Source organism: Dokdonia sp. Asnod2-E02 (assembly GCF_045063915.1).
Classification (GTDB): Bacteria; Bacteroidota; Bacteroidia; order Flavobacteriales; family Flavobacteriaceae; genus Dokdonia.
Genome location: NZ_JBEFNX010000005.1, coordinates 1576558 through 1592598 on the forward strand (window position 1 = coordinate 1576558; position 16041 = coordinate 1592598).

The window sequence follows — 16041 nt, forward strand, 5'->3', positions numbered from 1 at the left end:
AAACATCATTTCTTTATTAAATAGGTCTTTACTGCGCTTGACCAGATTAGAGCTATTATGCGCAAAGACATTATCATACCAGAAGTAAAAGACGTTTATATCGCTGCTGTGCAAGAAATGCACGAGGAGTTTAAAACACTAGACTGGAATGCATATATCATAAACGATGGCCTAGCACCACTCGAGATGGTACTTCTTACCGTACAAGGCTATAATGATAAGCAAATGACCACGCACACGCGTCACACCATAAAAGTGCTACCAGCAAAGGGGTTTGCAAAGATTGAGTTTATGCAAGAAGATATCTTTAAGCTTGATAACTTCTACTCGGTTACATATTTTCTAGATAACAAGATGTATGAGAAGCGTTTTGAGTTTCCTGCACATACCATAAAAGCAGAAAGCGCCGTAGCGCTTCCTGTAATGGATAAAGATGGTGTACTAGCAGTGTAACTTATTACGCTTTCGCGAAAGCGCAACACTACAACTTAATTAAGCTTCTCTGTAAGCTTTTTAAATACCTTCTTAGGATCTTTTCCTTTATAGAGAATACAATGCACGGCCTCGATAATTGGGATTTTGGCTTGTTTTTCGCGAGACTCATTAAGTTCTAAAGCACTTTTTGCAGCATAATAGCCTTCGGCAATCATAGACATTTCCATCTGTGCGCTTTTTACCGTGTAACCCTTCCCTATCATATTACCGAACATTCTGTTACGGCTAAAGACAGAATAACCCGTCACCAATAAATCTCCTAAATAAGCAGAGCCATTAATGTCTCTCTTCATCTTATGAGCACGTTTTACATAACGTTTAATCTCACGTATGGCATTACTCATTAACAACGCTTGAAAGTTATCTCCGTAGCCTAAACCGTGTGCAATACCAGCCGCGATGGCATAAATATTTTTAAGCGTAGCAGCATACTCAATCCCAATAATGTCATCACTAGTGGTACATTTTATATAATCACTAGATAGGTTTTTTGCCACCAGCTTTGCATTTTCTTTATCTGCACAAGCTATTGTAAGATATGACAAGCGCTCAAGCGCTACCTCCTCTGCGTGACAAGGTCCAGCAATAACGCCTATATTTTCAAAAGGTATGTTATATACATTGTGAAAGTGATCACCCACCAGCTTACCACTCTCTGGCATTATACCTTTTATAGCAGAAATAATGAGTTTATTTTCTAAAGAAGCCGTGAGCTTTGCTAGCTCACCACCTATAAATGCAGATGGCACTGCAAATATGACTACATCTGCATAAGCAACAATCTCGTTTATATCATTACTTAACTTAAGTTGTTCTGGCTTAAACTCTACAGAGCTAAGGTAACTTGGGTTATGCTCTTCGCGTTTGATGTGCTCAAGTGCATAGTTACTGCGCATATACCAGCCTACAGTCTCTAGGTTTTCACATAGCATTTTTACAATAGCGGTTGCCCAGCTTCCTCCTCCTATAACTCCAAATGTGGGTTTACTCATCATCTGTATTTTATGTCTTAATTGTGCTAGTTACTTTTTCATCACGTTGCCTACCTTTTCTGGTAGTACCTCGTAGCCCATATTATATAATGTGAACCCAAAGATATCTGCATACTGCTCGATGGTTTTTGCTACTGGCGTACCAGCCCCGTGACCAGCGTCTGTCTCAATACGTATAAGTACTGGGGCATCTCCTGCTTGCTTTTCTTGAAGCTCTGCCGCAAATTTAAAAGAGTGAGCAGGTACTACACGATCATCGTGATCTCCCGTAGTAACCATTGTTGCTGGGTATGACGTTCCCGCTTTTACATTGTGTACTGGAGAATACCCTTTGAGGTATTCAAACATTTCTTTACTATCCTCTGCAGTACCATAATCATACGCCCATCCTGCACCAGCTGTAAAGGTGTGGTAACGTAACATATCCATTACACCTACTGCTGGTAATGCTACCTGCATAAGATCTGGACGTTGTGTCATCGTTGCTCCTACAAGTAAACCTCCGTTAGAACCACCGCGTATTGCTAAGTACTTTTTTGAGGTGTATTTGTTATCAATAAGATACTCTGCGGCTGCAATAAAATCATCAAAAACATTTTGCTTTTGCATCTTAGTTCCTGCATCGTGCCATTTTTTACCATACTCACCACCACCTCTTAAGTTAGGCACTGCATACACTCCACCTTGCTCCATCCACACAGCATTTGCAATGCTAAAGCTAGGTGTAAGACTTACATTAAAACCTCCGTAAGCATATAAAATAGTAGGGTTCTTACCATTGAGCTCAGTTCCCTTTTTATACGTGATAATCATAGGCACCTTCGTACCATCTTTTGAGCTATAAAACACCTGCTTGCTCTCGTAAGCTTCTGGGTCAAAATCTATATCTGGCTTGATAAATAATTCTGAGGTACCAGATGCAATGTCGTATTTATAAATACTGCCTGGCGTTTTATAGTTTGAAAAACTATAGTACAATTCTTTTTCATCTTTTTCTGCGCCAAAACCTCCTACGCTTCCTACTCCTGGTAACTCTACATCGCGCACTAGCTTACCGCTGTAGTCATATTGTTTTACCTTTGAAACTGCATCTACCATATAACGTGCAAAAAATGATCCTCCTCCAGTACTTGGGCTCAATACATTTTCTGTTTCTGGTATAAAATCTACCCAGTTTTCTGGTGTAGGGTTAGATGCATCTACCGTTACAACACGCATATTAGGCGCATCAAGATTAGTTGCTATAAAAAGCTTGTTTCCTACGTTTTCCATCACGTAGCTATCAGAATCTTCGTGACCAAGTATGGTTACAAAGTCACTACCTGACTTAGTAAGATCTTTCATAAATAACTTTCCTCCAGAGGTAGAGCTACGAGCGCTCACAAGCAGGTAGCGGTTATCTTTTGTAACACTACCACCTACATATCTATGCTTCTCTGCAGCTGTGCCGCCAAAAATGAGCTTATCTGTAGACTGTGCAGTACCTAATTTATGATAGTATAATTTATGCTGATCTGTTTTTGCCGATAGTTCGCTACCCTTAGGCTTATCATAACTAGAGTAATAAAAACCTTCATTTTTGTACCAAGACATTCCTGAGAATTTTACATCTACTAGGGTATCTTCTACAATTTCTTTTTTCTCAGTATCCATTACCAGAATCTTGCGCCAGTCACTTCCTCCCTCAGAAATGGCATAAGCAAGAATAGATCCATCTTCAGAGAAGCTTGCACCTCCTAAGGAAATAGTACCGTCTTCGGCAAAGGTGTTTGGATCTAGAAATACCGTAGCTGTACTAGGATCTTCACCTGTTTTGTAGCGGTAAATTACATATTGATTTTGGAGTCCGTCGTTTTTATAGAAGTACGTATAATCACCTTCTTTAAAAGGTGAACCTACTTTCTCATAGTTCCATAAAGTAGCGAGTCTATCTTTAAGCTCTGCTCTAAAAGGAATATTCTTGAGGTAGTCTTGCGTAGTGTTGTTTTCACGCTTTACCCAGTCCATTGTTTCCTCACTGCGATCGTCTTCTAGCCAGCGATAAGGATCCTGCACTTCTGTGCCAAAATAGGTATCTACCGTATCTACTTTTTTTGTTTCAGTATAAGTTACAGCCATCGATGTTGATTGTTTTTCGGCGTCTTGATTACAGCTTATTATTGCGGTTGTAGCCAGTGCAAATAGAACTAGTTTTTTCATAACGTGTGGGTGTTTGAATGGAGATTCAAGATACGAGTTATTACGCTTTCGCGAAAGCATAAAAAAACCCACTCAAATAAGTGGGTATAAATATGTTATGGTGCGCACGACCTACACTAAATCTTTGTAATAAGACCAGTTGCGATAAATGAAGTAACCATTGAGGATGGCAACTAGTAATGCTGGCGCAATATTAGGCGGATCAAGCACTGCGTGAAAGAGCACAATATTTACCGAAATAGGTATGAGCGCTAGTAATGCCGCAGGAAATGCTTTTTTAGTAATAAATAGCACTCCGATAATCGCTTCAAGCCCTCCTACAAGTGGCCACATATAACCACTATCTGTAAATGCCTGAAAAAGATTTGCTGCGCCTATGTTATCACCAAATTCAAAATCTGGCATAAACCAGAAAAATTTATTGAGACCAAAGACAAGTAACATAAGTCCTAGGCCTATTCTTATAATTGTGTGTGCTAATTTCATTATGGTTGGTTTTATTGTTCCTAACCTTAGACGAAGTGAGCAGCACTTAATTACAAGACCTACTCTTTACCGTCTAGCAGCTCTTGAAATTTGATCTTATACCTAGAGAGATGCAAACCATCTATAAGACCGTGGTGTACGTATAAGGCAACAGGCATTGTGTAAACTCCTGGCTCCTTCTGAGTAATCTGGCCGTAAGAAATTTTTGGAACACTGTCTTTTGCCTTAAAGAGTCTTGAATGTGTGATTGCTGTAAAATCCATCCAAGGTATGGCAGAGCAATGCATCACATCATCTGTATTAATAGCCGGAAAAAGGTCGTCTGTATTTTTGATGCGCTCAACCTCACTCTGCACAGATTTTGTAAAAACCGTCATATCTGCATCGTAAGGAATGTAACTAAATCCAAACGTCTCATTGTCTCTCATAAGTGTAGCGCTCGCGCTTATAGTATTTAGCAACACCACCTCTCCATTAGGCCTAATGCGGTATCTAAAGTTTTCTATAGCCATAGCCGCCTCAAGAGATTTATGCAGATAGTATACAAAAAGTGAGATACCCTGCTCTTTTGCTCGCTTCTTCGCAAGTGTCATATCTACTTGCCAAGTAATCCCAAAGTAAGGCTCTTCAAATTGTGAGAAAAACTCAAAATGCTTCTTCCGTTTCCAGGTGGTGATGTCTATTTTTTTCAATGCTTGAGGTATTTATCACAAATATAAAAAGTCCCTCGCGATGAGGGACTTTTTATACACTAAGATATGTTAAAGCTAGATTTACACTAGTCCATTTGCTACTAGGTACTCACCTATTTGCACGGCATTTGTTGCTGCTCCCTTACGAAGGTTATCAGACACAATCCACATATTAACCGTATTCTCTTGTGAGTAATCACGACGTATACGACCTACAAAAACATCATTTTTACCCTCTGCATAAATAGGCATAGGGTACGTATTTGTATCTGGGTTGTCTTGTACAGTTACTCCAGAAGTTTCATTAAGGACCTTACGAATGTCCTTCTCTTCAAAAGGCGCACGCAGCTCTACATTTACAGATTCACTATGTCCTCCTACTACTGGAATACGTACTGCAGTAGCTGTAACAGCTATAGAGCGATCATCTAGTATTTTTTGGGTTTCGTTTACCAGTTTAAGTTCTTCCTTTGTGTATCCATTTTCTTCAAAAACATCACACGCTGGTATGGCGTTGCGGTGTATAGGGTATGGGTATGCCATCTCACCTTTTTCACCCGCATATTCATTTTCTAGTTGCTCTACTGCTTTTACTCCTGTACCAGTAATAGATTGATAAGTAGATATGACTAATCTCTTAATACCGTACTCTCTATGTAAAGGAGACATTGCTAGCACCATCTGTATGGTAGAGCAATTAGGGTTTGCAATAATCTTATCTTCTTTAGTTAGCGAGGTTGCGTTTATTTCTGGTACTACAAGCTTCTTTGTAGGGTCCATTCTCCAGGCAGAGCTATTATCTATTACCGTTGTGCCTACCTCTGCAAACTGAGGTGCAAACTCCTTTGAGGTGTTTCCTCCTGCAGAGAAGATTGCTATTTGCGGCTTTGCGGCAATGGCATCTTCCATAGAGTGAATCGTGTACTCCTTGTTTTTATAAGTAACCTTTTTACCTACAGAGCGCTCTGAGGCTACAGGTATTAACTCTGTAATTGGGAAATCACGTTCTGCAAGAACTTTTAACATCACTTGGCCTACCATCCCGGTGGCTCCTACTACCGCTACTTTCATAGTATCGTTTTAAAGAGGTTGTTTTAAAAATGAGCTTCGCTTTCGCGAAAACTTTATAGAACGTCAAAGTTAGCACGCATTAACGATTTATAAGCCGTTGAAATCTTAAAAGTTAGTTAGATATATAACAATACATCAAACTTTGTTTTAATTGCATAAAAAAACCACCTTGTTAGATAAACAAGGTGGTTTAAGTTAGAATATAATAGTGTAGCGGTTGCTACGAGTAATTATTTCTTAAGAGAATCTCTGATCTCTTTTAATAAATCAATCTCAGATGGTCCTGGATCTGCTGGAGCTTCTTCCACAACTGGCTTCTTAGTTTTGTTGTAAGCTTTAACCATCATAAATAATACAAATCCTACAATGATTAAGTTTATGATTGCGTTGATCCACTTACCATACATAATTGCATTTTCTGGTGAAGTTACCGTTCCATCTGCTGCTACAACTGCTGCATCAAGTACCACTTTCATATCTGCAAAGTCAATACCACCTGCAAAGTGACCAATAATAGGCATCATTATATCTCCTACAAATCCGTTAATCACAAGTGCTATAGCCCCTGCTAAGATTACTGCGACAGCAAATTCAACAACGTTACCCGTCATTATAAAATTCTTAAATTCTTTTAACATTTTAGTTTGTTTTAAGGTTAATTTTTAAGCAAGGTAAGCAAAAAAAGTAAAGCCTAAAGAAACGTTAATTTTTTTGATGTTAAAAACACTAGTCTCGGAGAACGACACGTTTTACACGCTGACCAACCATTGTAAGTAATTCGTAAGAGATAGACTGCACTTCTTGAGATAATGCATCTACACCTGTTTGTGTTCCAAAAATCTCTACATCATCTCCCTCCTCACAGGCAATGTTTGTAACGTTTACCATAATCATATCCATACAGACGTTCCCAACAAAAGGAGCTTTCTCTCCCGCAATTGTTACGTAACCCACGCCATTGCCGTAGGCTCTAGAAATACCATCTGCGTGACCTATAGGTATTGTAGCGGTTACCATCTTCTCTTTTGCCACAAGGGCTCTGTTATAACCTACACTATCACCTGGGTTGATAATATGTTTTTGTGAGATTACAGACTTAAGACGAGCAACTGGTTTTAAGTTTGCCGTCTCTTCTGGTGTATTACCATATCCGTACAATCCTATACCTGTGCGCACACAATCATAGTGAGCACTGGGATAATTAATAATCCCAGAAGTATTGGTCATATGCATAAATGGTGCATAACCTAATTGGGTCTTTATTTCTTGCGCTATTTCATCAAACTGGGCAATTTGATGTAAAGTAAAGTCGCGCTCATCAAGATCTTCACTAGCCGCTAAGTGTGAGAATAAGGATTTCACCTTTAGATGTTTAGATTTGAGTACTTTATCGACAATCCAAGGGACATCTTCTGCTGTAAACCCTAACCTATTAAGACCTGTATTAAACTTAAGATGAATGGGGTATGCGGTTTGCTTTTTTGCTTTCGCGAAAGCGGAAAACATTTCCAGCATTCTCCTGCTATAAATATTAGGCTCCAAACAGCGCTCTAGCAGCGTTTCAAAATTATCTGGTTGTGGGTGCAGTACTAAAATAGGAGTTGTAACTCCTGCATCTCTCAGCGCAACACCTTCTGAAACGTATGCCACCGCAAAGTAATCTACTTTGAGTTTTTCTAACTCTTGAGCAACCACTTGTGCATCACTACCATATGCAAATGCCTTTACCACGGCCATCATTTTTACACCTGGCGTTACTTTACTGCGCATATATGCGTAGTTGTGTCTTAATGCACTGAGATCTATTTCTAAACGTGTTATAGCCATCTAGCTAGGGTCTTGAGGAGCCTCTTTTGAAGAAGGTGTTATCTCTTCTGGTTGATCTACATCCATCGTACGGAGACGGTCACGCAGCATTGCCTTATAATATGCAGCTCTAGATAACGGCTCATACTCTTCTGTCTCACCCAGCATCACAATATCTTGCCCCTGTGCTTTTCTATAACTGTATTGTGCTAGATTACCTGTGCGAGTACAAACTGCGTGTACCTTAGTCACATACTCTGCTGTTGCCATAAGGTTAGGCATAGGCCCAAAGGGGTTTCCTTTAAAATCCATATCAAGTCCAGCAACGATTACTCTTATGCCTCGGTTTGCAAGATCATTACAAACCTTTACAATCTCATCGTCAAAAAACTGTGCTTCATCTATACCTACCACATCACAATCATCTGCAAGAATAGGAATATTTGCTGCTGCTGGTACAGGTGTAGATCGTATCTCATTTGAGTCGTGAGAGACTACCATTTCTTCATCATAGCGCACGTCTACCGCAGGTTTAAAGATTTCTACTTTTTGTTTTGCAAACTGCGCGCGCTTGAGCCTACGGATGAGTTCTTCTGTTTTACCAGAGAACATCGACCCACAAATGACTTCTATCCAGCCAAATTGCTCTTTATGATTTACTGTATTTTCGAGAAACATTTTGTACTTTTCTACACCAAAACGAGTTTAATTTCGTTTTAATAATCCCATTGATTAGGAGTAGGTAAATGTATCAAAATTACGTCGAAACCGACTCCACATATCTCAAAGTTATGAAGAAATCCATCAAGGCAGACCTTGTAAGCCTAGCACACAAAATATTACAACTACGTGACACAGCAGATTATGCTAAGCTGGCAGCTACCTCTAGAGAACTACACGAAAAATTAACCGTACTGGCCTATGCAGAAAAGCTAGAAAAAACAGGCGTGCCTACTATAGGTCTAAAACAGGTAGAAGATAATCTTGAGACTATAGAACAAGATGGTACAAAAAAACAAGACCTGTTTTCTCAACCTGAAGAAAGTGAACCAGCAAAAACTCCAGCGCAAATACTTGCCGAAAATCAAGCACGCTATGCAGAAGCAAAGGGAACAACAGATCACCACAGACCTGATGGAACAGAATACAATGATGAAGAACCGGTACACGAGCCAGTTATAGAAAAAATTAAAGATATGTGGCCCGAGATGGCACCAGAGGCGGCAGATATTGATAAGGTGATAGACTCCATCATCCCTCAAGAACCTGCTGTAGGTAAAAATGATAGCTTTACAATAGGCTCTGAGTATGGTCAAACCCCAGTATTTGAACCAAAAGAAACAACTACCGAGACCCCCAAAGAAGAAGAAAAACCTAAAAATCTTAATGATCGCTTAAAGACAGGACTTAAAATAGGTCTTAATGACAAACTCTCTTTTATAAAACACCTCTTTGCCGGAAGTACGTCTGACTATAACCGCGTGTTGAGCCAGCTAGAAACATTTGCTTCTGCTAGCGAGGCGAGAAACTTTATTACACAGATGGTAAAGCCAGACTACAATAACTGGGAAGGCAAAGAAGCACAAGAGGAGCGGTTTATGGAGGTTATAGAAGCGCGTTTTAATTAAATCGCTATGAAAACACAACGTATCATTTACTGGATTGCTACCATAGGTATTTGTGCCATTATGTTATACTCTGCACAAATGTATTTTAGAAATACAGCAATGGTAGAGGGATTTTTTGAATCTTTAAACTACCCCACATACATTGTTATACCGCTAGCCATATTAAAAATTGCAGGGGTTGCAATGGTACTCTGGCGAGGTATTTCCTGGCTTACAGAGTGGGCATATGCTGGTATTTTTATAGATGTTGTACTCGCTGCGGCGGCACACTATAATGCAGACCAAGATATTACCCTCACACTTGTCGCAACGGTTCTCGTACTTACATCGTATTTTTTTGGTAAAGAGGTAAGACCTATGTATCGCTAGTTTTACAGCCACAAACTATCATTAATCACTAAATTTGCGGTATGTCAAAACTTTATCTCGTACCCACGCCCATAGGTAATCTTGAAGATATGACCTTCCGTGCCATACGCATACTTAAGGAGGCAGATCTTATTCTTGCAGAAGATACACGCACTAGCGGTAAACTACTCAAGTACTATGAGATAGACACCCAGATGATGAGTCACCATATGCATAATGAGCACAAAACGGTAGATGCTATCGTAAAGCGCATTGCAGCCGGAGAGACCATAGCTTGTATAAGTGACGCAGGTACACCAGCAATTTCTGACCCTGGTTTTTTACTTACTCGTGCTTGTGTAGAGGCAGGTATAGAGGTAGACTGTTTACCAGGCGCAACGGCATTTGTACCTGCACTTGTAAATAGTGGCTTCCCTAACGATAAGTTTGTTTTTGAAGGTTTTCTCCCGGTAAAAAAAGGTCGCCAGACTCGTTTTCTTGCACTTAAAGAAGAGACACGCACGATGATTATTTATGAGTCTCCACACAAGCTAGTAAAGACCTTAGGCCACTTTGTAGAATATTTTGGAGAAGATAGACCTGTCTCAGTATCTAGAGAGATTACAAAACTACACGAAGAAACCGTGAGAGGTACCGCAGCAGAGGTGCTAGCACATTATACAAACAAACCTCCTAAGGGTGAGATTGTCATCATAGTAGGTGGTAAAAGCAAGTAGTTAAATGGTTTTTTTTACGCTTTCGCGAAAGCGTAACCTTAAAAATTATAAGTCGCCGCAAGTATTAAATTTCTTCCCGCAGCAGCTATTCCAGAAGAATACGTACGGTATCGCTGGTCTGTAATATTCTCCAGATTTGCCGTAAAAGACCAACTATCTGAAAGTACATATCTACTCGCAATACTCAAGTCATACCAGCTAGGTGAGAAGGGATTACCATCTCCGTCTAGCGCATAAAGGTGTGAGTTACTTTGCTGGCTAGGAGCAAGCTCATCAAAATCAAACTTACCGCTATATGCCACAGAGGCATCAAGTGTCCACTTATCTTTTGCCCAGATTAAATGCCCATTTCCAAAGAGTGGTGCCACGTGTCTAAAAGGCACATAACTCCCATCTTCTTCTTGCTCTACACCACTCGTGTAATTAAACTGGCTTGTGAGCTTTAAATGCTTTGTGAGGTTTGCATTTGCACCTATCTCTACACCATATACCTCTGCCTTAGACGCGTTTTGAATAGCTTGCACATTACTTGTCTCACCTTGATACTCTATCTCTGTAACACCATTAAGATTAAAATCACGGCGCACCAGCGCGTTTTCCAGCAGTGTATAATACCCGTTTACATCAAACTGTAGTACGTTAGAAAAATTAAGACTCACGCCCAGCTCTCCATTATAGGCATATTCAGATTTAAGATCAGGGTTAGGCACAACAACAGAACCCGGCTCGCTATCAAAAATTTTACCCACGTCATCTATATTAGGTGCTCTAAAAGCTGTACCTACATTTGCCTTAACACTTACTTTTTTTGACACCTCGTGAGTCACTCCAAAACTTCCAGTGAGATTACCCGTACTCAAGTCTGCGTTTTGAAAAGGAAATGCAAAAAACTCATTATTATCAGAAAAGTCTGCTGCTAGTAAGATGTGATTATAACGTAATCCCGTTTGTAAATGTGTGTTATCAGAAAGCTCTATTTGTGCACTGGCATAAGCTGCTAGCGATTGCCAGGTAGAGCCATCTGGATATCTAGACGCTGTGTTTGCAATGTCACCCGTAGTAATGTCTGTTACTTGACCATCTGAGTGTACTTTGTTATGTATATACTCAAAGCCATAAAATATTTTGTTTCTCTTAGTCTCAAGCTTCTTAACAAAATCTAAACCTACAGATATTGCATCTACACTCTCATCTGTCTCAAAGAAGTCTGTCGCGTTAAAATCCCGGTCATTTCTACTTTCTTTAGAATTCTGGTAAGTAAAGGTACCTATCACTCTATCGTAGTACTGACCATTACCTTCTTTATTAACCTGGAGGTTAGTCATAAACCACTTTTGTGGGCCATAAAACCACTCTGCCGATCTAAATTCGCCATCACGTTTTCTCGTTAATCTATCATAACGATCATAATCTGATGTGGCAGCATAAATGACCCCAAGGTTAAAATCCCACTTTTCATTAGGTGTATATCTCACTTTTTGCATTAGATTAAGTGAGTTAAAAGCAGAGCCTACTTGTACCAGTGGGTCATCATTTGTGACAGCTACATCCACCCCATCTATAGTCTGTACATATTCAGAACGTAGGTAATCATCTGGGCCGTGCTTCCCTTGTCGCTGGTTATCATAATCTGAGTAACTAGCACTTGTGAGGAAAGACCACTGTCTTTTGCCCAGTGTGATGTCAAAGTGACCAGTCTTCTCATTATTGGCCGTATTTACTCTGGCTACAGCTGTACCTGTTACCGTAAGGCTATCTGAAAATGATAGTTTGGGCTGTTTTGTATAAAAATTCATCACTCCACCTACAGCGTCACTACCATAAATTACAGAACCTGGACCTAGTAATACTTCTGTACGGTTTATAATAAAAGGATCAATAGATATCACGTTTTGCACGTTTCCTCCTCTAAATATTGCCGTATTAAATCTCACACCGTCTAATGTGATGAGTAGTCTATTTGTAGAGAATCCTCGTATGAGTGGACTACCTCCACCCTGCTGACTTTTTTGAACAAAAACAGACCCACTTGTCTCTAGTAAATCTGCCGCTGTTTGCGGGTTTGCTCTTGTAATATCCTTTGAGGTGAGACCTACTATTTTCTGAGGTACATTCTTTCGGCTTTGTGCAAATTTGCTTGCAGATAGCACAATTTCTGTAAGCTGGTTATCCTTTTGTTTGAGAAAAATTCGGTTAGAAAATGCTGCTATTTGTGCTTTTGTATACTGAGCGTCCTTATGTGCGACTTCTTGAAAATAAAGGGTTTCCGCTTTCGCGAAAGCGGTCACATCTGCCTTACCATCAAAATCTGTGAGTGCACTTTTACTCTTGTCATTATTAAAGATAGCAACCCCTATTATAGGCTCACGCGTGTCTACATCTAGTACTGTAATGACCTGCGAGTAAGAAGTAAAAGACAGCAGCAGAAATAGGGATAAAAGTATGCGCATTTAGCTAAAAATTGAGTTAAGCACCGCTAGTGAGCGAGGTTTCTTAAAACCTTGCAAATGTAACTCATAATACTGTAACAGTATATTGAGAAAGGAGGTGCGTTGTTTTTGGTTTAGTTTGATTTGTGTAAGTGCATCAAAATTTATGCCTAAGAACCTTTTTAACAACTCAATTTCTTCTCCAGATCTACTATACAAGGTGCGCTCTGAAGACTCAAAATAACCATCTAGTAAATTAAAATACAGGTGATGTGCCTCACTATCATCTGGATAGAAGCCTAGATAACCGCTTAACTTCACTAAAAATAGTAGATGAAAATTTGCAATATCACTATGTAAATCTAGCCATAAGCTTGAGGCAACCAGAAACTCAAATAGTGGAGGATTTTCTTCTTCCTCTTGCACAGAAGATCGCAGCATATCTGATATAAAAAAAACGATAGCACTCTTTGACACCTGCGTGTGCAGGCTCGTATAATGAGTGATGACTTTTGCTTCTCTTATACTCTCGAGGGTTCCCTTGTCTTTATGGTTTGCCTCTATCTCCAGATGCGTGAGCGGCTGAAACATTGCTACACGTAGCTTTCCTTTTTTGGATTTAAGAATATTTCTGAGTAGGTACGACTTGACACCGCTGCTTTTTGTAAAAGCCTTTACAATAAGATCTGCCTCACCATACTTGAGCGCAGAGAATACAATAGCTTCTGTTTTTACTAGCATTATCGTATGATCATTACTTTTTCTATGGTAGTCTCTTGCATTTCTTCTGGAGGGCCAGTAATGAGTAATAAGTATACCCCAGAAGCCACCTTATGACGGCCAAAGGCTGTTGTATCCCACTCTATGCTGCCACCTGTGGTATTTTCTTCATAAACGAGGTTACCTACTAGGTCTGTAATTTTTACATTGGTACGAGCGGTAAGTCCTTCTATACGCACGTTACCATTAAAGCCTGGTCTCACTGGGTTAGGATATATAAGTACATTCTCCAGATTATCTGCAGGAGCGGTAGAAGTACCATCAAAAGATACCATACCTCTTACGGTACCAAAGTAAACACTCCCCGTCTCTGGGTCTATCGCAACAGATTGTACCGTGTTAGACGGCAGTGGTGAGTTATCTGTGGTGAAGTGAAAAATGGTTTCTTGACCATTAGGACTCACGTAAAACACACCAGAGTCTGCAGTGGCTAGCCACTTATTATTTGCTCCATCTACAATGATATCTGTTATCACTTGGTCATTAAGCAATTCTTGAGCTAGACCATCCTCTAAAAATATAATTGCATTTGCGCTTATCTGAGGGTTTTCAAAAATTTGTGATGGGCCAAATAGTACTCTAAGACCTAATCGTGTTCCAATCCATAAGGCCCCGTTTCTATCTATTGCTAGCGAGCGTATATCATCTATAGGTAAATTTGCTGCTCCATCTTCTCCCGCAAGTCTTGCAAACTCATTAGTAGCGGGATTATAAGCAATCACACCTCTGGTATCTGTCCCAAAAAACACAACGCCATCAAGACCTATTGCAAGGGCATCAAGATTTGCATCACTTCCGGCTAGAATCTCCTCTGTGTTAAAAGAAGAAAATTGTCCTGCTGGACTTACCCTATGCAAGCCTAACGGTGATCTTGCATTAGTCACCCAGAAATTACCTTCTGCATCAAACGCTCCTCCGTTTACACGTACATCATCTGTAGTTGATGAAACAGGAGATAGCGAACTATTATTTTCATCATATAAAATACTAGGCGTTGCATCTAGCACCTCCACTAGACCTCCATTAAAAGAACTTGCATACACCTGTGATGGGTCTAAGGGGTTTACAGCGACGTGCACAAAATTTGTCGCCCCAAAAAGATCTCCAGGGTTTATAAAACTCCACCCCAAGCCCTCCTCATATCTACTTATTCCCTGTGTTTTGAGTGGGAAAGGATTGTATGAAACATCAAAATCTCCAAAAACAGACCAAACGTTTCCAGCACTTGCTGCTACATCAAAATGTTCATTTTCTAGCGGACCATTAGGAAGTAGCCTTGTTACATCAGAAATATTATCACTAGAAAATCGCGCCACACCAGAACCCAGTGTCCCAACAAAGATTTCCCCTTGAAGTGTTAATGTAGTGGTATATCTTGTTGTAAAACCTTCTATCACACCATAGGTTTGTGATAGATTTTGATTTTCATCATAAAGCAAGACGGTAGCGTTATATGTTACAGATAAGAAATCTTCATTAGGCCTAATGTCTATTACCGTCTCTGGGTATGATTCAAAAATGCTATAATCTACCCCATCTTGAGAGATAAGAATCTGGTTGTCTTCTTGTAAGTAAAGGTCATTATTAAAACTTACAATCTCCTGGTAAGATCCAGTACGTATAGTCTCCCAGTTATTAAAATCTATAATATTATCATTTGCAACAAGCGCTCTACGCACACCCCCGTCTATAGATGCGGCATAGATGTATGGCTCTTGTATGGCTACACTACCTATATCTAGTAAGCCACCACCATTGCCTATAAAATAAGAATCGTCAAACTCTAACTGACTAAGCTCAAATAAGGAAATACCAAAACTAGAGGATATATAAACAAAGCCATTATACTCTTCAAAATGATTAATGCGCTTACGGTCTGGTGGGATAGCAGGTTTATTAAAAATATCTACCACAGTAAGAACATCTGTGCTATTTCCCACTACAACATCTATAACACCATTTTCATACCCTATAAAGAGTGTGTCAAAACCTTCACTATAATAAATAGCAGATATTACATTACCAGAAAGACCATTTACGGTGGTTCTAGTCTCTATAGACTCGTCAAGTGTATTATATATAAAAACCGCATTTTCTGAGGCCACGTATACTCTATCATTACCAGAGGTCATATCAGACACTCGGTTATAAGAGTAATGTGCTGTCCAGTTTTCTGAAAAGTCTTGCGACATCACTGTAAATGATGTGAGAAGAATCAATAAGAAAAAACGCGTCTTCACTACCGGTAACTGTTTATTTGTATAAAACGATCAAATGTACAATTATTGCTTTGAGCACAGAAATGGAGCGAGGTAATGCATAAGATAGTTAGGTATTCTGATTACGCTTTCGCGAAAGCGTAATACTACCCATAAAAA

At 39.7% G+C, this 16041-nt stretch carries 15 protein-coding genes; 4 read left to right on the top strand and 11 right to left on the bottom strand.

What is annotated here, in order from left to right:
* Positions 1–57 precede the first annotated feature (57 nt).
* Entirely contained in the window at positions 58–453 is a 396-nt protein-coding gene (locus ACJJVM_RS07115; RefSeq protein ID WP_035335296.1) for a hypothetical protein, read from the top strand.
* Between the two features lie 35 nt (positions 454–488).
* Here ACJJVM_RS07115 and ACJJVM_RS07120 read toward each other — a convergent pair whose 3' ends face one another.
* The 8 genes from ACJJVM_RS07120 to ACJJVM_RS07155 form a co-directional block, all read right to left on the bottom strand.
* On the bottom strand, positions 489–1487 hold the full coding sequence (locus ACJJVM_RS07120) for an NAD(P)H-dependent glycerol-3-phosphate dehydrogenase (protein WP_152023918.1): 999 nt from the start codon (positions 1485–1487) through the stop codon (positions 489–491).
* A gap of 30 nt (positions 1488–1517) precedes the next feature.
* Entirely contained in the window at positions 1518–3686 is a 2169-nt protein-coding gene (locus ACJJVM_RS07125; protein WP_405211222.1) for a prolyl oligopeptidase family protein, read from the bottom strand.
* Positions 3687–3797: 111 nt separating this feature from the next.
* Positions 3798–4172, bottom strand: a complete 375-nt coding sequence (locus ACJJVM_RS07130; RefSeq protein WP_405211223.1) for a DoxX family membrane protein — start codon at positions 4170–4172, stop codon at positions 3798–3800.
* A gap of 59 nt (positions 4173–4231) precedes the next feature.
* Positions 4232–4864 carry a CatA-like O-acetyltransferase gene (locus ACJJVM_RS07135; RefSeq protein ID WP_405211224.1) on the bottom strand — a complete coding sequence of 211 codons (633 nt, stop codon included), beginning with the start codon at positions 4862–4864 and terminating at the stop codon, positions 4232–4234.
* An 81-nt stretch (positions 4865–4945) separates the two neighbouring features.
* Positions 4946–5935, bottom strand: coding sequence for an aspartate-semialdehyde dehydrogenase (locus ACJJVM_RS07140; protein WP_405211225.1), 990 nt, complete (start codon positions 5933–5935; stop codon positions 4946–4948).
* A 230-nt stretch (positions 5936–6165) separates the two neighbouring features.
* Positions 6166–6573 (bottom strand): large conductance mechanosensitive channel protein MscL, encoded by a 408-nt coding sequence (gene mscL / locus ACJJVM_RS07145; RefSeq protein WP_298350029.1) that lies wholly within the window; start codon positions 6571–6573, stop codon positions 6166–6168.
* A gap of 88 nt (positions 6574–6661) precedes the next feature.
* Positions 6662–7762: an alanine racemase gene (gene alr, locus ACJJVM_RS07150; RefSeq protein ID WP_405211226.1), complete on the bottom strand. Its 1101-nt coding sequence runs from the start codon at positions 7760–7762 to the stop codon at positions 6662–6664.
* Positions 7763–8419 carry a thymidine kinase gene (locus ACJJVM_RS07155; RefSeq protein ID WP_038598409.1) on the bottom strand — a complete coding sequence of 219 codons (657 nt, stop codon included), beginning with the start codon at positions 8417–8419 and terminating at the stop codon, positions 7763–7765.
* 113 nt (positions 8420–8532) lie between these two features.
* Between ACJJVM_RS07155 and ACJJVM_RS07160 the strand changes: the two genes are divergently transcribed.
* Genes ACJJVM_RS07160 through rsmI form a run of 3 tightly spaced genes read left to right on the top strand, consistent with a single transcriptional unit; the run spans position 8533 to position 10454 of the window.
* Positions 8533–9369 carry a hypothetical protein gene (locus ACJJVM_RS07160; protein WP_405211227.1) on the top strand — a complete coding sequence of 279 codons (837 nt, stop codon included), beginning with the start codon at positions 8533–8535 and terminating at the stop codon, positions 9367–9369.
* Between the two features lie 6 nt (positions 9370–9375).
* Positions 9376–9738 (top strand): DoxX family protein, encoded by a 363-nt coding sequence (locus ACJJVM_RS07165; protein ID WP_405211228.1) that lies wholly within the window; start codon positions 9376–9378, stop codon positions 9736–9738.
* A 41-nt stretch (positions 9739–9779) separates the two neighbouring features.
* Positions 9780–10454, top strand: coding sequence for a 16S rRNA (cytidine(1402)-2'-O)-methyltransferase (rsmI, locus tag ACJJVM_RS07170; RefSeq protein ID WP_299149170.1), 675 nt, complete (start codon positions 9780–9782; stop codon positions 10452–10454).
* A gap of 38 nt (positions 10455–10492) precedes the next feature.
* Here the strand turns inward: rsmI and ACJJVM_RS07175 are convergent, their stop codons facing one another.
* From ACJJVM_RS07175 to ACJJVM_RS07185, 3 genes are read right to left on the bottom strand one after another with little or no spacing between them, the layout of a single operon-like run.
* Entirely contained in the window at positions 10493–12904 is a 2412-nt protein-coding gene (locus tag ACJJVM_RS07175) for a TonB-dependent receptor plug domain-containing protein (protein WP_405211229.1), read from the bottom strand.
* Complete coding sequence (recO, locus tag ACJJVM_RS07180) at positions 12905–13624, bottom strand: DNA repair protein RecO (RefSeq protein WP_405211230.1); 720 nt, start codon at positions 13622–13624, stop codon at positions 12905–12907.
* The gene (locus ACJJVM_RS07185; RefSeq protein ID WP_405211231.1) at positions 13624–15903 is read right to left on the bottom strand and encodes a two-component regulator propeller domain-containing protein; all 2280 of its coding nucleotides are present in this window, start codon (positions 15901–15903) and stop codon (positions 13624–13626) included. Before ACJJVM_RS07185 ends, recO begins: the two co-directional genes overlap by 1 nt.
* Positions 15904–16041 lie beyond the last annotated feature (138 nt).